The 18204-nt window shown below is 69.0% G+C and carries 20 protein-coding genes; 15 read left to right on the forward strand and 5 right to left on the reverse strand.

Annotated features, from left to right (window positions below):
• Positions 1–50 precede the first annotated feature (50 nt).
• The 3 genes from prfB (at position 51) to ASV56_RS19965 (ending at position 3494) form a co-directional block, all read left to right on the forward strand.
• Entirely contained in the window at positions 51–1178 is a 1128-nt protein-coding gene (gene prfB / locus ASV56_RS19955; protein WP_062563715.1) for a peptide chain release factor 2, read from the forward strand.
• A gap of 130 nt (positions 1179–1308) precedes the next feature.
• Positions 1309–2379: a patatin-like phospholipase family protein gene (locus ASV56_RS19960; protein ID WP_062563716.1), complete on the forward strand. Its 1071-nt coding sequence runs from the start codon at positions 1309–1311 to the stop codon at positions 2377–2379.
• A 605-nt stretch (positions 2380–2984) separates the two neighbouring features.
• Entirely contained in the window at positions 2985–3494 is a 510-nt protein-coding gene (locus ASV56_RS19965; protein WP_062563717.1) for a DUF4177 domain-containing protein, read from the forward strand.
• A 132-nt stretch (positions 3495–3626) separates the two neighbouring features.
• Here the strand turns inward: ASV56_RS19965 and ASV56_RS19970 are convergent, their stop codons facing one another.
• Positions 3627–3836 (reverse strand): SlyX family protein, encoded by a 210-nt coding sequence (locus ASV56_RS19970; RefSeq protein ID WP_062563718.1) that lies wholly within the window; start codon positions 3834–3836, stop codon positions 3627–3629.
• A gap of 48 nt (positions 3837–3884) precedes the next feature.
• On the opposite strand from ASV56_RS19970, the gene hisS reads away from it, so the two are divergent.
• Genes hisS through ASV56_RS19990 form a run of 4 tightly spaced genes read left to right on the forward strand, consistent with a single transcriptional unit; the run spans position 3885 to position 7544 of the window.
• Positions 3885–5369 (forward strand): histidine--tRNA ligase, encoded by a 1485-nt coding sequence (gene hisS / locus ASV56_RS19975; RefSeq protein ID WP_062563719.1) that lies wholly within the window; start codon positions 3885–3887, stop codon positions 5367–5369.
• A complete protein-coding gene (locus ASV56_RS19980) occupies positions 5366–6448 on the forward strand; it encodes an ATP phosphoribosyltransferase regulatory subunit (protein ID WP_062563720.1) in 1083 nt (360 codons plus the stop codon). Before hisS ends, ASV56_RS19980 begins: the two co-directional genes overlap by 4 nt.
• A complete protein-coding gene (gene hisG, locus ASV56_RS19985; protein ID WP_062563721.1) occupies positions 6445–7122 on the forward strand; it encodes an ATP phosphoribosyltransferase in 678 nt (225 codons plus the stop codon). The genes ASV56_RS19980 and hisG overlap by 4 nt, the downstream gene beginning before the upstream one ends.
• Before the next feature lie 53 nt (positions 7123–7175).
• Entirely contained in the window at positions 7176–7544 is a 369-nt protein-coding gene (locus ASV56_RS19990; protein ID WP_062563722.1) for a hypothetical protein, read from the forward strand.
• Positions 7545–7594: 50 nt separating this feature from the next.
• Here ASV56_RS19990 and ftsY read toward each other — a convergent pair whose 3' ends face one another.
• Positions 7595–8650 carry a signal recognition particle-docking protein FtsY gene (gene ftsY / locus ASV56_RS19995; RefSeq protein WP_062563723.1) on the reverse strand — a complete coding sequence of 352 codons (1056 nt, stop codon included), beginning with the start codon at positions 8648–8650 and terminating at the stop codon, positions 7595–7597.
• 129 nt (positions 8651–8779) lie between these two features.
• On the reverse strand, positions 8780–9709 hold the full coding sequence (locus ASV56_RS20000) for a class I fructose-bisphosphate aldolase (RefSeq protein ID WP_062563724.1): 930 nt from the start codon (positions 9707–9709) through the stop codon (positions 8780–8782).
• Positions 9710–9835: 126 nt separating this feature from the next.
• Here ASV56_RS20000 and ASV56_RS20005 point away from each other — a divergent pair, with 126 nt between their 5' ends.
• Both ASV56_RS20005 and ASV56_RS20010 read left to right on the forward strand, forming a co-directional pair.
• Complete coding sequence (locus ASV56_RS20005; protein ID WP_062563725.1) at positions 9836–10042, forward strand: hypothetical protein; 207 nt, start codon at positions 9836–9838, stop codon at positions 10040–10042.
• Positions 10043–10136: 94 nt separating this feature from the next.
• Positions 10137–10373, forward strand: a complete 237-nt coding sequence (locus ASV56_RS20010) for a hypothetical protein (protein ID WP_062563726.1) — start codon at positions 10137–10139, stop codon at positions 10371–10373.
• 41 nt (positions 10374–10414) lie between these two features.
• Here ASV56_RS20010 and ASV56_RS20015 read toward each other — a convergent pair whose 3' ends face one another.
• Positions 10415–11611, reverse strand: a complete 1197-nt coding sequence (locus tag ASV56_RS20015; RefSeq protein ID WP_062563727.1) for a phosphoglycerate kinase — start codon at positions 11609–11611, stop codon at positions 10415–10417.
• A 159-nt stretch (positions 11612–11770) separates the two neighbouring features.
• On the opposite strand from ASV56_RS20015, the gene ASV56_RS20020 reads away from it, so the two are divergent.
• The 5 genes from ASV56_RS20020 to ASV56_RS20040 all read left to right on the forward strand — a co-directional run bounded on the left by ASV56_RS20020 (position 11771) and on the right by ASV56_RS20040 (position 15701).
• The gene (locus ASV56_RS20020; RefSeq protein WP_062563728.1) at positions 11771–12280 is read left to right on the forward strand and encodes a peptidylprolyl isomerase; all 510 of its coding nucleotides are present in this window, start codon (positions 11771–11773) and stop codon (positions 12278–12280) included.
• The gene (locus ASV56_RS20025) at positions 12270–12863 is read left to right on the forward strand and encodes a peptidylprolyl isomerase (protein WP_062563729.1); all 594 of its coding nucleotides are present in this window, start codon (positions 12270–12272) and stop codon (positions 12861–12863) included. Before ASV56_RS20020 ends, ASV56_RS20025 begins: the two co-directional genes overlap by 11 nt.
• Positions 12864–12924: 61 nt before the next feature.
• A complete protein-coding gene (locus ASV56_RS20030) occupies positions 12925–13386 on the forward strand; it encodes a YaiI/YqxD family protein (protein WP_062563730.1) in 462 nt (153 codons plus the stop codon).
• A 128-nt stretch (positions 13387–13514) separates the two neighbouring features.
• Positions 13515–14972, forward strand: a complete 1458-nt coding sequence (locus tag ASV56_RS20035; RefSeq protein WP_062563731.1) for a metal-dependent hydrolase family protein — start codon at positions 13515–13517, stop codon at positions 14970–14972.
• 3 nt (positions 14973–14975) lie between these two features.
• Positions 14976–15701 (forward strand): hypothetical protein, encoded by a 726-nt coding sequence (locus tag ASV56_RS20040; protein ID WP_062563732.1) that lies wholly within the window; start codon positions 14976–14978, stop codon positions 15699–15701.
• A gap of 33 nt (positions 15702–15734) precedes the next feature.
• On the opposite strand, the gene tyrS is transcribed toward ASV56_RS20040, so the two are convergent.
• Positions 15735–16973 (reverse strand): tyrosine--tRNA ligase, encoded by a 1239-nt coding sequence (tyrS, locus tag ASV56_RS20045; protein ID WP_062563733.1) that lies wholly within the window; start codon positions 16971–16973, stop codon positions 15735–15737.
• A 55-nt stretch (positions 16974–17028) separates the two neighbouring features.
• Between tyrS and ASV56_RS20050 the strand changes: the two genes are divergently transcribed.
• Positions 17029–18147, forward strand: coding sequence for an anhydro-N-acetylmuramic acid kinase (locus ASV56_RS20050; protein ID WP_062563734.1), 1119 nt, complete (start codon positions 17029–17031; stop codon positions 18145–18147).
• Positions 18148–18204: the final 57 nt, after the last annotated feature.

Below are 18204 nucleotides of genomic sequence, written 5' to 3' on the forward strand. Positions count from 1 at the left end.
GCGCGCCCGCGCTATCTGTGCTGCGGTTCCGACCTGAAAGAGACCGACCCATGCGCGCCGAAACCCAAGCCACCATCGATGCGATCCGCAAGTCGCTGAAGCTTCTGGCGCAGCGCATGGATTGGGAAACCGCGCCGCACCGGCTGGAGGAACTGAATGCCATGATCGAGGCCGGCGACATCTGGTCCGACCCGGCCCGCGCGCAGAAGCTGATGCGCGACCGCCAGATGCTCTCGGACGCGGTCGAGACCTATCGCCGGATCGAGACCGAGCTCAAGGACAATGCCGAGCTGATCGAGCTGGGCGAGGCCGAGGATGACGCCGAGATCGTCGCCGATGCCGAGGCATCGCTGAAGGCATTGGCCGAACTTTCGGCGCAGAAGGAACTCGAGGCGCTGCTGAATGGCGAGGCCGACGGCAACGACACCTTCCTCGAGGTGAACGCCGGTGCCGGCGGCACCGAAAGCTGCGACTGGGCCTCGATGCTGGCGCGGATGTATGTCCGCTGGGCCGAGAAAAAGGGCTATACCGTCGAGCTGCTCAGCGAGACCGGCGGCGACGAGGCCGGCATCCGCTCGGCCGCCTACAAGATCTCGGGGCCGAACGCCTATGGCTGGCTGAAATCGGAATCCGGCGTGCATCGGCTGGTCCGCATCTCGCCCTATGATTCGGCGGCGCGGCGGCATACCTCGTTCAGTTCGGTCTGGGTCTATCCGGTGGTGGATGACAATATCGAGATCGACATCCCCGACAAGGACATCCGCATCGACACCTATCGCTCGTCGGGCGCGGGCGGGCAGCACGTCAACACCACCGACTCGGCGGTGCGCATCACCCACCTGCCGACCGGGATCGTGGTGACCAGCTCGGAAAAATCCCAGCACCAGAACCGCGCCAACGCCATGGCGGCGCTGAAGGCGCGGCTGTATCAGCTGGAGCTCGACAAGCGCAATGCCGCGATCAACGCCCAGCACGAGGCCAAGGGCGATGCCGGCTGGGGCAACCAGATCCGCTCCTACGTGCTGCATCCCTACCAGATGGTGAAGGATCTGCGCACGGCGCATGAGACCTCGGACACGCAGGGCGTGCTGGACGGCGACCTCGACGCCTTCATGGCAGCGACCCTGGCGTTGGATGTCGCCGGCAAGAGCCGGGCCGAGGCGCAGGCCGAGGACTGACCTCACCGCGCCTGTGGCCCGGTCGCAGGGGTATTTGCAAAACAGAGAAAGCCGGAGCCGGGCGGTTTCATGCTGCGTTGCGGCATGTTATGCTGCATGTGCAAAATGCGGCTGAAACGCTGGAGGCGACATGGCGGTCAAGCACATCAACCTGGCCCTGCAGGGCGGCGGCGCGCATGGCGCTTTTGCCTGGGGCGTGCTGGACCGGTTGCTCGACGAGCCCGAGATCGAGATCCGCGGCATCAGCGGCACCTCGGCCGGGGCGCTGAATGGCGCGGCGCTGGCGGCGGGCCTGTCCTGCGGTCCCGGCCGCCGCGGACGCGAGGCGGCGCGGCAGAATCTGGCCTATATCTGGTCGCAGGTCGGACAGGTCAGCGACAATGCCATGGTGCGCTGGCTGCATTCGATGTTCCCTTCGCCCAGGGGCTGGCAGCGGCTGACCGAGCTGCTTTCTCCGGTGGCCTGGCTCGGCTCGCTGACCCGGATTTTCAGCCCCTATGACAGCGGGCCGTTCTATTCCAACCCGCTGGCCGCCATCCTGCGCGAGATGCCGCATCCGCGCCTGGGCCGCGAGGAGGGGCCGGCCTTCTTCGTCACCGCGACCAATGTGCGCACCGGCCTGGTGCGGGTCTTCGGCGGCGCCGAGGTGACGGTGGACACGGTGCTGGCCTCGGCCTGCCTGCCGGAGATCTTTCGCGCGGTCGAGATCGACGACCCGCTGACCGGGCGGCGCGAGGCCTATTGGGACGGCGGCTATTCCGCCAATCCGGCGCTGTTCCCGCTGTATCGCGCCGACCTGCCGCGCGACATCGTCGTGGTCAACATCAACCCGATGCTGCGCGAGGTGCTGCCACGCTCGCCGGCCGCGATCCAGGACCGGGTGAACGAGATCAGCTTCAACGCCGCGCTGTTGGCCGAGCTGCGCGCGATCAATTTCGTCAAGAAGCTGCATGCCGAGGGCCGGCTGACCGGGCGGCCGATGAAGAACGTGCTGCTGCATGCGATCATGGACGACGCGCTGATGAATTCGCTGACCGCCGCGACCAAGCTGGTGCCGGCGCCGGGCCTGCTGGAGCGGCTGCACGATGCCGGCGTCGTCGCGGCCGAGGCGTTCCTGGCGCAGAATGCCCAGAATATCGGCATCCGCGATTCCTATGACCTGGCGCAGCTGTTTCCGACGACGGCGGTTTCAGGGCGCTGACGAGGGGCGGGCTTCAAAGCCGCGGTCGAGCCGTGGCTTTTGGTGGTCGGGTGCTGCGGATCAGGCGCTTGCTGCGCTTTCGGACGCGCCACGACATGCCGCGCGGCGATGGAATAGGAACGGCTTTTCGCCTCCATTTATCTGCATCCAATTGTCGGTTGCGTCCCGGATCTCACGCCGGAACGGTTCGGGGAGGGGACCGGTATCAGTCCAGGCCGCACCACCTGCTTGCATCGGGTCCAAGCGCGTTCTGCGCCTTCCGCCATCGTTGCTCTGATACCAGCAAGTCAGCCTGTCGTGGAAGTTCTCGCGGGTGCTGATTCCGCTCTGCAACATGCGGCCTCTCCCGTCGGCCAATCGTCGAACAACCTCGGGCCGTCCGTCATGCCCGCGCCTCATCCACGAAGAACCCCGCGCGCCCATCCGGCGCCCCCGGCCAGCCCCGCCGGTCGAGGAAAAGCCCTGCGCCGCATCATCGCGTTGGTGATGTCCGCAGCCGCGCGTCCTTGGGCCGCGCCTCGCGCCGGCCCTCGCCCGGGGCAGCGCGCGACGCTTCCCTTGCCGGCGCATCTCGCCTAACCTGCGCGCAAAAGAAAGGCGAGAGCATGAGCAGCTACGAATACACCGTCATTCCCGCCCCGGCGCGCGGCGAAAAGGCCAAGGGTGCCCGCACCGGCATCGAACGCTTCGCCGCGACGCTGGCCGACGCGCTGAACGACATGGCGCGCGAGGGCTGGGAATATGTCCGCGCCGAGGTGCTGCCGGCCGAGGAACGCTCGGGCCTGACCAGCCGCACCACCGTCTATCACAACCTGCTGGTCTTCCGCCGCGCCCTCGTGGCCGAGCCTGCCCGCAACCTGCCTCTCGAGGAGCCGGTCGCGGCCCCGACCACGCCTCCGACCGCCGCGCCATCCGTTGCGCCCGAAGCGCCGGCACCGATTCGCCCGGCGGAGCCGTCCACGGCCCAACCCGCGCCGGTCCGGGCGCCCTTCAGCCAGCCGATGCGCGCCATGCCGCAACAGCAGGCCCATGCCCGCGCCGCCGAACCGCCGCTGACCGCGCCGCTGCAGGCCGCGATGCCGGCCGGCCCGCGCCTCGGCCCGGCAACCCGCTGACCCTTCTCCGTTTCGGAAATACCCCCGGGCTTCCAGACGCCTGGGAAAAGGTCCGGGAGACCTCTTCAGTCGAGAAGCGGCCGGCACAGGCCCGATAGCCCGGCACGGGCCGAGGGCAGGGCCCTTAACCCTTCACCAATGCGGCGGGCGCTGGTCGGCCAGGGGGATGGTGCCGCCCTCGGCTTCGCGTTCCGCCTCGCGCTCCATCAGCAGCCCGACCCGCCGGCTCAGCCGGACGATCTCGCGCTCCTGGCGCGCCACGACCTCGGACAGGTCGTCGACCACCCGGCTCAGATGCGCCACGGCCTCCTCCAGCCGCAACTCCCGCTCGCGCTTGTCCATCAACCCTCCATCCGCTAGACCCGCGCCTGGAAAAGCCCGAGGCAAACCATGGCGAAAGATCAGAAGAAACAGCCCCGACCCAAGGCGGAAACGCCCAAGGGGTTCCGTGACTATTTCGGCGCGGACGTCACCGAACGCAAGCAGATGCTGGACCGCATCGCCGAGATCTATCATCGCCACGGCTTCGAGCCCCTGGAAACCAGCGCCGTCGAGACCGTCGAGGCGCTGGGCAAGTTCCTGCCCGACGTGGACCGCCCGAACGCGGGCGTCTTTGCCTGGCAGGAGGCCGATGTTCCGGGGGGCGGCGCCGGCGACTGGCTGGCGCTGCGCTATGACCTGACCGCGCCCCTGGCGCGCGTCGCGGCGCAGTTCCGAAACGACCTGCCCAGCCCCTATCGCCGCTATGCCATGGGCCCGGTCTGGCGCAACGAAAAGCCGGGGCCGGGCCGGTTCCGCCAGTTCTATCAATGCGATGCCGATACCGTGGGCTCTGCCTCGGTCGCCGCCGATGCCGAGATCTGCGCCATGCTGGCGGCGGCGCTGGAACATGCCGGAATCGCCCGCGGCGATTACCTGATCCGCATCAACAACCGCAAGGTGCTGAACGGCATCCTGGAAGCCATGGGCGTGGCCGAGGGCAAGCCCGCGGACGACGTGCTGCGCACCATCGACAAGTTCGACAAGGTCGGCGAGGAGGGCGTGCGCCAGCTGCTGACCTCGGGCCGCAAGGACGAATCCGGCGCCTTCATCGAGGGCGTGGGGCTGAGCCCGGAACAGGCCGGGCCGGTGCTGGCCTTCCTGACCTCGAAGGGTGCGGACAACGCCGCGACGCTGGCCAATCTCCGCGCCGCTGTCGGTGCCTCGGCCGTGGGCGCCGAGGGGGTCGAGGAACTCGCCCAGATCAGCGAGATGCTCGCCGCCATGGGCGTGGGCGAGGATCGCGCCGTGATCGACCCCTCGATCGTGCGCGGCCTCGGCTATTACACCGGCCCGGTGTTCGAGGCCGAGCTGACCTTCGAAATCCTCGACGACAAGGGCCGCAAGCGCCAGTTCGGCTCGGTCGCCGGCGGCGGGCGCTACGACGGGTTGGTCGAACGCTTCACCGGCCAAAAGGTGCCGGCGACCGGTATCTCCATCGGCGTGGACCGGCTGCTGGCCGCGCTGCGCGCCAAGGGGCTGATGGGCGGCGAGGCGCAGGGCCCGGTCGTCGTCACCGTCATGGACCGCGACCGCATGGCCGATTACCAAGCCATGGCGGCCGAGCTGCGCGCCGCCGGCATCCGCGCCGAGGTCTATCTGGGCAATCCGAAGAACTTCGGCAACCAGCTGAAATATGCCGACAAGCGCAATGCCCCGGTCGCCGTCATCCAAGGCGGCGACGAGGCGGCGCGTGGCGTGGTGCAGGTCAAGGACCTGGTCTTGGGCGCGAAGATCGCCGCCGAGGCCAGCCACGAGGAATGGAAATCCCAGCCCGCCCAGACCGAGGTGCCGCGCGACCAGCTGGTCGCCGAAGTCCGGCGCATCCTCGGATGAGCAAGCGCGAGAAACAGGCCATCGGCCAGCAGATCCTCGCCGCCTTCCGCGCCGCCGGCGCGCAGGAGGTCGCCCCCGATCTGCTGCTGCCGGCCGAGACGCTGCTGGACCTTTACGGCGAGGACATCCGCGCGCGCGCCTATGTCACCCAGGACCCGATCCGGGGCGAGATGATGCTGCGGCCGGACTTCACCGTGCCCGTGGTGCAGATGCATATGCAGAACGGCGCCGAGCCCGCGCGCTATTGCTACCTGGGCGAGGTGTTCCGCAAGCAGGACCATGGCGAAACCCGGCCCGAGCACCCGCGCGACAACGAATATCTGCAAGCCGGTTTCGAGCTTTTCGCCCGCGACCCGGACGCCGATGCCGAGGTCTTTGCGCTGTTTCACAGCGTGCTGAAGCCGCTGGGCCTGCAGGCCAGCATGGGCGACATGGACCTGCTGATGGATGCGGTGCGCGCGCTGCCGCTGTCGGGCGCGCGCCGCGCCGCACTTCTGCACCACATCTGGCGGCCGCGCCGCTTTGCCAAGGCGCTGGCGCGCTTCGCCGCGCCGGCCGAGGCCCGCAGCTTCCCGGAAAGCGGCGCGCCCTGGACCGGGCTGCGTTCGCCGGCCGAGATGCAGGCCCGCATCGACCGGCTGCGCAGCGACGCCGCCGAGGCGCCGCTGCCGCCGCAATGGGTCGAGCGGCTGGAGCGACTGTTCGCCATCCAGGCCCCGGCCCCCGAGGCGCTGCGGCAGCTGCGCGGGCTGGCGGCCGAGATCCCCGACATCGCCGAGGCGGTGGACCGGCTGGAACGCAACCTCGCGGCGCTGTCCGCGCGCGGCATCGACGTGAGCCAGGTGCATTTCGACGCCAGCCATGGCCGGCACACGATGGAATATTACGACGGTATGACCTTCAGCTTCGCGGCAGCGGGGCGCGAGGACTGGCCGCCCGTCGCCTCGGGCGGGCGCTACGACGCGCTGGCGGCGGTGCTGGGCCAAGCGCAAGGCCGCTCGATCCCGGCGGTGGGCGGCATCATCCGCCCCGGGCTGGTGCATGAACTGGGGGGGCCAGTCTTGGGGAAATCGGCATGATCCGGCTGGGGGTGCCGTCCAAGGGGCGGCTGATGGAGCAGACCTTCGACTGGTTCGCCGAACGCGGCGTGCGGCTGTCGCGTGCGGGCTCGGACCGCGAATATGCCGGCCGGGTCGAGGGCGCGGAAAACGTCGCGCTGGTGCTCTTGTCGGCGGGCGAGATCCCGCGCGAGTTGCAGGCCGGCCGCATCCATCTGGGCGTGACCGGCACCGACCTGATCCGCGAGAAGCTGGCCGGCTGGCGCAGCCATGTCGAGGAACTGGCGCCGATGGGCTTCGGCCATGCCGACCTGATCCTGGCCGTGCCGGCCTGCTGGCGCGATTGCGAGAGCTTGGACGATTTCGCCACCATCGCCCGCGACTTCCGCGCCGAGCACGGCTTCCGCCTGCGCATCGCCACGAAATACCACCGGCTGGTGCGGGCCTGGCTTTCAGCCGAGGAGGTCGCGGATTACCAGCTGGTCGACAGCCAGGGCGCGACCGAGGGCACGGTGGCGAACCTGACCGCCGAGGCCATCGCCGACATCACCTCCTCGGGCGAGACCTTGCGGGCGAACCACCTCAAGGTCATCGAGGGCGCGCCGATCCTGCGTTCGCAGGCGACGCTGCTGCGCTCGGTCGCGGCCGGGGACGCGGCCGAGGTGCGGGAATTCGCCGCCCGGCTGGGGCTCTAGCAACCGCGGGCGGGGCAGGGACGTTCCCCTTGGCAACCAACCGGAGGAAACCGATGCGCCTGCCCGTCCTGCTGATCGCCCTTGCCGCCACCCCCGCCCTGGCCTCCAGCGACGAAGCCTGGGAGCAGTTCCGCGCCGAGGTGGAACAGGCCTGCACGGCGCTGGCGCCGGCCGAGGGCGAAACGGCGATCGAGATCAACCCCTTCGGCTCCGAAAGCTATGGCGCGGCGCTGCTGATCACCACGCTGGCCGATGGCGGCGCCGACCGCTATGTCTGCATCTACGACAAGAAGGCCAAGACGGCCGAGCTGACCGCCGCCTTCGAGCAGCCCAAGGACGTGTCCATGCCCGCCGCGACCAGCGGCGGCAATGTCGTGCCCGAGGAAACGACCAAGACGGATACGCATCTGGTCAAGCCCTGACGTCGCCCGGCTTGCCCGGCCGCAGGGGTATTTGAAAAACAGAGAAAGCCTCAGTCGAGCCCGACCAGCGCCCGCGCGAAGTCTCGGGCGTCGAAGGCGTCGAGGTCGTCGATCTGCTCGCCGACGCCGATGGCATGGATCGGCAGGCCGAAACGGTCGGCCAGCGCCACCAGCACGCCGCCGCGCGCGGTGCCGTCGAGCTTGTTCATGACCAGACCCGAGACATCGGCGAGCTTCTGGAAGGTCTCGACCTGGCTCAGCGCGTTCTGGCCGGTGGTGGCGTCCAGCACCAGCAGCGTGTTGTGCGGCGCCGAAGGGTCCTTCTTGCGGATGACGCGGACGATCTTGGCCAGTTCCTCCATCAGGTCCTGGCGGTTCTGCAAGCGGCCGGCGGTGTCGATCATCAACAGGTCGGCGCCCTCGGCCTCGGCCCGGGTCATGGCGTCGAAGGCAAGGCTGGCGGGGTCCGAACCCTCGGGCGCGGTCATCACCGGCACGCCGGCGCGCTGGCCCCACACCTGCAATTGCTCGACGGCGGCCGCGCGGAAGGTGTCGCCGGCGGCGATGACGACATTCTTGCCCGCCGCCTTGAACTGGCTCGCGAGCTTGCCGATGGTCGTGGTCTTGCCCGAGCCGTTCACGCCCACGACCAGCACCACCTGCGGCCGCTTGGGATAGATCGGCAGCGGCCGCGCGACCGGGGCCATGATGCGGGCGATCTCGGCGGCCAGCAGCTCCTTCAGCTCGGTGGCCGAGATGCGGCGGCCCATGCGGCCCTCGGCGATATTGGCGGTGACGCGCAGGGCGGTCTCGACCCCCATGTCGGCCTGGATCAGCATCTCTTCCAGCTGCTCCAGCATCTCGTCGTCCAGCTCGCGCCGCGGCTCGGCCGGGGCGGCCTGGCCGAAGAGGCGGCCAAGAAGCCCGGGCTTGGCCGGCGCTTCAGGGGGCGGGGCCTCCGGGGCGGGTGTGGCAACCGGCGGCGCAGGCTGCACCGGTGCCGCGCCTTGCGGATCGGCGCCTTCGGACACGATGTCATCCAGCCCCGCGCCGATCTTCGACGACGACCGCGTCAGCCGCTCGCGCAGTTTCGAGAAAAACGCCATGCACCCATCCTTCTGCCTGTGGCGCGAGAGACTAGGCGTTCCGCGGCCAAAGGAAAAGGGCGCCTGCGAAGCGCCCTTCTTTCTTGTCGAAATATCCCGGGGGTGCGGGGGCAGCGCCCCCGCGGGCGCTCAGGCCTTGCCCAGATAGATGTCGACCAGCTTCTGCAGCATCTCCAGCGCATCCTCGCGCGAGCGTTGGAAGCTGTTGCGGCCGATGATCGAGCCATTGCCGCCGCCGTCGCGGATGGCGCGGGCATCGTCAAAGACCGCGTCCGCACCCTTGGCCGCGCCGCCCGAGAACACCACGATGCGGCGGCCGTTGAACGAGGCCTGCATGCAATGCGCCACGCGCTTGGCTTGGGTCGAGATGTCGATCTTTTTGTCCTCGTAGACTTTCTTCGCTTCCGGCAGCATCAGGTGGTCCGTGGAGAGCTTGATCTTGATGATATGCGCGCCGATCAGCGCCGCAATCTGGGCGGCATAGGCGGCGATGTCGATGGCGGTCTCGCCGTCCTTGGTGATCGCCTCGCCGCGCGGATAGGACCAGATCACGGTCGCCACGCCCTTGGCCGCGGCTTCCTTGCGCATCTCGACGATCTCTTCGACCATGTCGAGCGCCATGTCCGAGCCCGGATAGATGGTGAAGCCGATGGCCGAGCAGCCCAGCCGCAGCGCGTCGTCGACCGAAGCCGTGATCGCCTGGTTCTTGCCGGCGGTGTCCGACATCAGCGAATTGGCCGAGTTCACCTTGAGGATCGTGGGGATCTGGCCGGCAAAGGTGTCGGCGCCCGCCTCGATCATGCCCAAGGGCGCGGCATAGGCGTTCAGCCCGGCGTCGATCGCCAGCTGATAGTGGTAATGCGGGTCATAGCCGGCCGGGTTCGGGGCGAAGCTGCGCGCCGGGCCGTGCTCGAACCCCTGGTCCACCGGCAGGATGATCATCTTGCCGGTGCCGGCCAGCTTGCCGGTCATCAGCATGCGGGCCAGCTGGGCCTTCACACCAGGCGCTTCGCCCTCGTAATTGGCGAGGATCTTGCGGACGGTATCGGTCATCTGCATCGGGAACTCCATGTCGAGAATGGCGGCTGCTTAGCAGACCCGCCGCCAAGGGCAATCAGGGTTGCGCTAACGGAACTTCCTGCCCGGCCGCGCGTTATATGCGGCCGTAATCGGGAGGATATTCCCATGGCGAACGAAGACCCCGCAGGCATTCCCGAACAGATCCGCCAGAACCGGCCCTTCTTCCTGGTGCTTGGCCTGGCGTTCGCGATTTCCATCTGCGCCTTCCTGTATATCCTGTTCATGGATACCAGCGACCGCGACATCGAGCGCAACCTGCCGCCGGCCGTCACGGCACCGGCGCCGCAGGCCCCCGCTGCGGCCTCTGGTTAAGGCCAGCCTGCCGGGCGGGGGGTTGCCGTCCGCCCGGCAACCTTGACGGGAACCGCGGCTTCCCCTGCCGGGTTTTGCCGGAGAGGAGATTGTCATGTCACACAATACCGAACCCGAGAAAGCCGCCCGCCGTCACCCGGCGGCGATCATCGCCATTGCGGTCGCGCTGGCGATCGCCGCGCTGGCGGCCTTCCTGTTTCTTGGCGCCGAGCCCGAGGAGACGAACGACGTCTCGCGCATCGAATCGGAAACGCCGGCGACGGCCGAGGGCACGGCAACCCCGGCGCCCGCGCAGCCGACCGAGGCGCCCGCTGCGCCTGCGCAGAACTGAAAAAGGGGGCCGCTACCGCCGCCAGGATCGCTTCGCCGGCCTCAGCGCTTTTGCAGCGCCGCGACGCCGGGCAGTTCCTTGCCTTCCATCCATTCCAGGAAGGCGCCGCCGGCGGTCGAGATGAAGGTGAAGTCGCCCGCGACCCCGGCCTTGTTCAGCGCCGCCACCGTGTCGCCGCCGCCGGCGACCGAGGTCAGCTTGCCCTCGCGCGTGAGCCGCGCCGCCTCGGCCGCGGCGGCATTGGTCGCGGCGTCGAAGGGGGCGATCTCGAAGGCGCCCAGCGGGCCGTTCCAGATCAGCGTGCGCGACGCCTCGAAGACGGCGCGGATCGCCTCGACCGTCTGCGGCCCGGCGTCGAGGATCATCGCATCGGCCGGGCAGGCGTCGGCGGCCACGGTTTCGCTGTCCGCGCCGGCCTTGAACTCGCGGGCCACGACGACATCGACCGGCAGGTGGATGGTGCAGCCGCCGCTTTGCGCCTTGGTCAGGATCTCGCGCGCGGTATCGGCCATGTCGCGTTCGGCCAGCGACTTGCCGACCTCGATGCCTTGGGCGACCAGGAAGGTGTTGGCCATGCCGCCGCCGATCACCAGGTGGTCGACCTTCTCGATCAGGTTGCCGAGCAGGTCGAGCTTGGTCGAGACCTTGGCGCCGCCGACCACCGCCACCACCGGGCGCTGCGGATTGCCCAATGCGGCATCCAGCGCCTTCAGCTCCGCCTCCATCAGCCGGCCGGCGGCGGCGGGCAGCAGCCGCGCCAGCCCCTCGGTCGAGGCATGGGCCCGATGCGCGGCCGAGAAGGCGTCGTTGACATAGGCCTGCCCCAGCGCCGCCAGCGAGGCGGCAAAGGTCGGGTCGTTTTCCTCTTCGCCGGGATAGAAGCGGGTGTTTTCCAGCAGCGCCACATCGCTCGGCTTCAGGTCGGCCACCACGCGCTTGGCCGGGCCGCCGATGGCTTCCTCGGCGAATTTCACCGGCTGGCCAAGCGCCGCCTCCAGCGCCGGCAGCACGACCTTCAGGCTCATCGCATCCACGCGCTTGCCCTTGGGACGGTCGAAATGCGCCAGCAGCACCGGGATGCCGCCCTTGGCCTGGATGTCCTTGACGGTCGGCACGATCTTCTCGATCCGGGTCGCGTCGGTGACCTGGCCGTTCTCGACCGGGACGTTCACGTCCACGCGGACGAGCACAACCTTGCCGTTCAGATCCAGATCGTCGATCGTGTTGAAATCCGCCATCTCGTTTCCTTTCCTGCCGGGCTGACGCAGCCGTGCGCGGTTTTCCCGCACAATGACATATTCGTCAACCGGTAGGGCGAACCCGGACGCCCGGGCGGCGTTGTGCGACCGGGACGAAATGCGTAAGGCTGCACCCGAGCCTGAGAAGAGGAGACCCCCATGGCCGAGATCAAGGATCCCGAGAACACGGTCATCATCGCGCTGAAGGACGGCCCGGTGGTGATCGAACTGCTGCCCGACGTTGCCCCCAAGCATGCCGAGCGCATGAAGGAACTGGCCCGGGCCGGGAAATACGACAACGTGGCCTTCCACCGCGTGATCGAGGGCTTCATGGCCCAGACCGGCGACGTGGAACACGCCAACATGGAAAACAACTACAACCCGGGCCGCGCCGGCACGGGCGGGTCCGACCTGCCGGACCTGCCGGCCGAATTCTCGCGCCTGCCGCATGACCGCGGCACGCTGGGCGCCGCGCGCTCGATGAACCCGAACAGCGCGAACAGCCAGTTCTTCATCAACTTCAAGGACAACCATTTCCTGAACGGCCAGTACACCGTCTATGGCCGCGTCATCGAGGGCATGGAGCATGTCGACAAGATCGCCCGCGGCGAGCCGCCGGCGAACCCCGACCGGATGATCTCGGTGAAGGTGGCGGCCGATGTGGAATAAGCTGCTGATCCCCGCGCTGGTCTTCGGCGCGGCCTCGGCGCATGCGGCGGGCCTGCCCGGCGTGACCGACGGGCCGGGTCCGAACCTGGTGATCGAGGTCGCCGATGCCAAGGGCGCGGCCAAGGGCCAGATCGTGCTGGATCTCTACAACGACAAGGCGCCGAAGCATGTCGAGCGTCTGGTCGGCCTGGCGAAATCCGGTGCCTATGACGGGGTGGTGTTCCATCGCGTGATCGACGGCTTCATGGCCCAGACCGGCGATGTGGAATTCGGCAAGCACGGCGGCGACACCGCGCGCGCCGGCATGGGTGGATCCAGCCTGCCGGACCTGGCGGCCGAGTTCAACGATGTCAGCTTCCAGGCCGGCACCGTGGGCATGGCGCGCTCGAACGATCCGAATTCGGCCAACAGCCAGTTCTTCATCGACCTGGCTCCGGCGGAGTTCCTGGACAACCAGTATACCGTCGTGGGCCAGCTGGTCGACGGCTGGGACGTGCTGAACGCCGTCAAGAAGGGCGATCCGGCCGCCAATGGCGCGGTGATCGAGCCCGATTACATGGTCAAGGTCACGGTTCAGGAGTGATCCGGCCGACCCGACCCGGAAAGCCCCGCCAGCGCGGGGCTTTTTCATCGCAGGAGGACCGATGACCACGCTTTACATCGACGCCGACGCCTGCCCGGTGAAAGCCGAGGCCGAGCGCGTCGCCACCAGGCTGCGGCTGCCGATGGTGCTGGTCTGCAACGGCGGGCTGCGGCCCTCGGCGAATCCTTTCGTGCGTTTGCAGATCGTCCCCGACGGCCCGGACGAGGCCGACAAGTGGATCGCGAGCGCCTGCGGGCCGGGCGACGTGGTGGTCACCTCGGACATCCCGCTGGCCGACCGCTGCCTCAAGGCCGGGGCGCAGGTGGTCCAGCCCGATGGCGAGGTGCTGACGCTGGCCAATATCGGCGGCCGGCTGGCGACGCGCGACCTGATGCAGGACCTGCGCGCCTCGGACCCGTTCCTGCAGGGCCGGGGCGGCGGCTTCGGCAAGGCGGAGCGGGCGCGTTTCCTGCAATCGCTGGACCGGCTGATGGCCGCGGCGCTGCGGGTGCAGCCGCGCTAGGGCAACCCGGCCGTGGCCGGGTGCGGTCGCGCGGCGCGGAATCCTGTTGCCATCAACGACATATGGGCCTGATATGATCGCATCGCCGCGGGTCGGGTGCCGCGCGGCGCTCGACATGGAGAGCGCGCATGTGCCAGACCTGCCTTGAAACCGTCGCAAGCACCGGCACGGTGCGTTTCTGCCAATGCGGCAGCCCCCAGACCCTGGCCGCCATGGCCCGGATCGAGGCCGACATCTCGCGCCGGCAGATCATCGGCGGCATGGCGGCGGTGCTGGGCATGTTCGCGGGCTTCGGCCTGGCCCCGCGCGAGTTGCGGGCCCAGACCCCGGCCCGGCCGCTGCTGCTGACCAACCTGCGGCTCTTCGACGGCCAGGCCCTGTCCCTGCGCGAAGAGGTCGAGATCCTGGTCGATTCCGGCCGCATCGCCGCGCTGCCGGGGGTGGGGCAAGGGCCGCAGGACGCCGAGCGCATCGACTGCGGCGGGCGCACGGTCATCCCCGGCCTGATCGACAGCCACTGGCATGCGACGCTGGCCGGGGTAAGCCAGATCGCGGCGATGACGCAGGACATCGGCTTCGTGCACCTGATGTCGGGCAAGCAGGCCGGCGACACGCTGATGCGCGGCTTCACCACCGTGCGCGACGTCGGCGGGCCGGCCTTCGGCTTGCAGGCGGCGATCGACCGCGGCGTGGTGACCGGGCCGCGCATCTTCCCCTCGGGCGCGATCCTGTCGCAGACCTCGGGTCATGGCGATTTCCGCTTTTCGAACGCGCTGCCGATGATGCCCTCGGATCCGGCGGATTACGCCACCCGCCAAGGCATGACCGCGCTGGCCGACGGCGCCCCCGAAGTGCTGCGCCGCACGCGCGAGCAGCTGATGAAGGGCGCGAGCCAGATCAAGATCAGCGCCGGCGGCGGCGTCGCCTCGCAATACGACCCGCTGGAATCGCTGCAGTTCACCCTGGACGAGATGCGGGCGGCGGTGGATGCGGCCAGCGACTGGGGCACCTATGTCTGCGCCCATGTCTATACCGCGCCCGGCATTCGCCGCTGCATCGAGGCCGGGGTGAAATCCATCGAGCACGGCCAGCTGGCCGACGAGGATACCGTGCGCATGATGGCCGACCGCGGCATCTGGTGGTCGATCCAGCCCTTCCTGGCCGACGAGGATTCCAACACCTACACCGACCCCAAGGCCGCCGCCGCGCAAAAGGCGGTGGCCGAGGGCACGGTGCAGGCCTTTGAATGGGCCGACAAGCACAAGGTCAACTGGGCTTTCGGCACCGATATTTTGTATGGCGGCGGCGAATCGCAGGGCCGGCAGCTGGCGAAGCTCGCGCGCTTCATGTCGCCGCTGGCGGCGCTGCATCGCGCGACCGGCGCGGCTGGTGAGTTGCTGGCGCTGTCGGGCGGCCGCGCGCCCTATGACGGGCGGCTGGGGGTGATCGCCGAGGGCGCGCTGGCCGACCTGCTGGTCATCGACGGCGATACCGAGGCGAGCCTCGACTGGCTGGCCGATACCGCCAATCTGCGGCTGATCATGAAGAACGGCCGCCTGTTCAAGAACGAGTTGCAAGGGGGGTAGAGGATGCGCGAATTCCTGGCGGCCGCCGCGGCGGCGCTTTCCACGGGGCTTGCCCCCGCCATGGCGCAGGACTGGTCGGGGCAGATCACGCCCTATGTCTGGGGCGCGGGCCTGGGCGGCGAGGTGACGCCCTTTGCCGGGGCGCCGACGCTGTCCTTCGACAAGTCGCTGTCCGAGGTGCTCGAGGATACCGACGGCGCCTTCTTCCTGTCGGGCTTCGCCCGGCGCGATCGGCTAGTGCTGATGGGCGATCTGAGCTGGTCGACAAGCTCCAAGGCCGGCACCCTGCCGCCGGGCCTGCCGGCCGAGGGCAAGGTCACGCAGCGCTCGCTGACGCTGCTCGCCGGCTGGCGCGTGGTGTCGAACGACCGCATGACGCTGGATGCGCTGGCCGGTGCCCGGGCTTGGCGGGTCGAAAGCCGGATCAAGATCGCCGGCGGCGCGATCCAGGCCTCGCCCGGCAAGGATTTCATCGATCCGATCCTGGCGCTGCGGGCCAATGTCGCGCTGGCGCCGCAATGGTCGGCGATCCTCTATGCCGATGTCGGCGGCTTCGGCGCGGGGTCCGAGCACACCAGCCAGTTCCTGGCGACGGTGAATTATCAGGTCACCGACCAGCTTTACGTCTCGGCCGGCTACCGCCAGCTGAACGTCGATTATCGCGACGACGGCACCAGGCTGGACGTGACCATGGCCGGGCCGATCCTGGGCGCCACCTGGCGCTTCTGACGAAAAGGCCGGGGTCGCCCCCGGCCTTGCCGCCTAGCCCAGCTGCACCATGCGGTGCTTCTTCTTGCCGACCGAAACCTTCAGCCCGTCGCCGATCAGCGCCGCATCCACCGCCAGTTGCGGGTCGCTGACGGGGTCGTTGTTCAGCCGCAGCCCGCCCTCGGCGATGAGCCGCTTGGCCTCTTTCCCCGAGGCGGCGATGCCGGTCTGCGCCAGCAGTTGCACCACCGACAGGGGCAGCGCATCCGCGCCCACCGTCACCACCTCAAGGTCGCCGCCAGCGCCGCCCTGTTCGAAGACCTCGCGCGCCGTGGCTTCGGCCGAGGAGGCGGCCTCGGCGCCGTGCAGCAGCGTCGTGACCTCATTGGCCAGGATGATCTTGGCGGCGTTGATCTCGGAGCCGGAAAGCTGGCCCAAGCGGTCGCATTCCGCGACCGGCAGGTCGGTATAAAGCTTCAGGAACCGGCCCACGTCGGCGTCGGTAGTGTTGCGCCAGAATTGCCAGAACTCGTAAGGCGACAGCATGGCGCCGTTCAGCCAGACCGCGCCGCCCTGCGACTTGCCCATCTTGCGCCCGTCCGAGGTGGTCAGCAGCGGCGAGGTCAGGCCCCAGATCTCGCCATCCAGCACGCGGCGGGTCAGGTCGATGCCGTTGACGATATTGCCCCACTGGTCCGAGCCGCCCATCTGCAGCCGGCAGTCGTAGCGGCGATACAGTTCCAGGAAGTCATAGGCCTGCAGGATCATGTAGTTGAATTCGAGGAAGCTCAGCGATTGCTCGCGATCCAGCCGCGACTTGACCGATTCGAACGACAGCATCCGGTTGACCGAGAAATGCCGGCCGATGTCGCGCAGGAAATCGAGGTAGTTCAGCCCGTCCAGCCATTCGGCATTGTTGAGCATCGTCGCGCGCCCCTCGCCATAGTCGAGGTAGCGGGCAAAGACCTGCTGCATGCCGTCGATGTTCGCCTGGATCGCGTCCGGGGTCAGCAGCGGGCGCTCCTCGCTGCGGAAGCTGGGGTCGCCGACCTTGGTGGTGCCGCCGCCCATCAGGGTGATCGGGCGGTTGCCGGTCTTCTGGAACCAGCGCAGCATCATGATGTTCAGCAGATGCCCGACATGCAGGCTGGCCGCCGTCGCGTCATAACCGATATATGCCGTCACCGGTCCGTTGATCAGGGCTTCGTCCAACGCCTGCAGGTCGGTGCAGTCCGCCAGATAGCCACGCTCGATCATCACGTTCAGGAAGTCGGATTTGGCATGGTAGGTCATGGGCTTTTCCTTTCGAATGGCGCGGATATACCGTTGGGGCGAAAAAAGGGAAAGCATGATGATCCGGGCGCTGGGGATGATGTCGGGCACCTCGCTGGACGGGGTCGATGCCGCGATGATCGAGACCGACGGCATCCGCATCGCCGGCTTCGGCCGCAGCGCCTATCGCCCCTATTCCGGCAATGAATCCGGGCTGCTGCATGCCGCGCTGGGGCAATGGCCGGGCGGGCCGGACGTGGCCGAGGCGGCGGCGCTTTCCGTGGCCGCCCATGCCGCGCTGGCCGAAGGCTTCCCAGAGGCGGAACTCGTCGGCTATCACGGCCAGACCCTGGCGCATGATCCGGGCACGAAGACGCAAAGGGGGCGGGGCACGCATCAGGCCGGCGATGGCGCGGCGCTGGCGCGCCGGCTGGGGCGGCGCGTGGTCTGGGATTTCCGCTCCGAGGACGTGCGGCAGGGCGGCGAGGGCGCGCCGCTCGCGCCCTTCTTTCACTGGGCCTGCGCGGAATGGGCCATGGGGCAGGGGCTCTTGCCGCGCGCGCCGGTCGCGTTCCTGAACCTGGGCGGGGTGGGCAACCTGACCTTTGTCGACCCCGAGTCCCCGGCCCCGGAGGCGCCGGGCGCCTGCATCGCCTTCGACACCGGCCCGGCCAATGCGCCGCTGAACGACCTGATGCGGGCGCGGCGCGGCCAGGCCCGGGACGAGGGCGGGCGGCTTGCCGCGCAAGGCGTGCCGGACGAGGGGGTGATCGCGGCCTTCCTGCGCCATCCGCATTTCGCCCGGCCACTGCCGAAATCGCTGGACCGCAACGCCTTTGCCGGAACGCTGGACGTGGCGCATCTGGGCGATGCCGATGCCGCCGCTTCCCTGACCCATGCCGCGGCGGCGGCTGTCGCGGCGGGGCTTTCGGCTCTGGAGCGGTTGCCCGGGCGCGTGCTGGTCTGCGGCGGCGGCCGCCTGAACGGCGCGATGATGGCGGCGCTGGCGGCGCGCCTGCCGGTGCCGGTGGCGCCGGTCGAGGCGGCGGGGCTGGACGGCGACATGCTGGAGGCGCAGGCCTTCGGCTGGCTCGCGGTGCGGGTGCTGCGCGGGCTGCCGACCTCGGGGCCCGGCACCACGGCGGCGCCGGCGCCGGTCTGCGGCGGCCGCATCAGCCCGCCCGGCCGCGGCTGAGGCCGCGGAACTCGGGTGGCGGGTTTCTGCCAACTGGCGCGTTTCGCGTCATTTTCG

Origin of the sequence: Paracoccus aminovorans (assembly GCF_001546115.1) — a bacterium.
Classification (GTDB): domain Bacteria; phylum Pseudomonadota; class Alphaproteobacteria; order Rhodobacterales; family Rhodobacteraceae; genus Paracoccus; species Paracoccus aminovorans_B.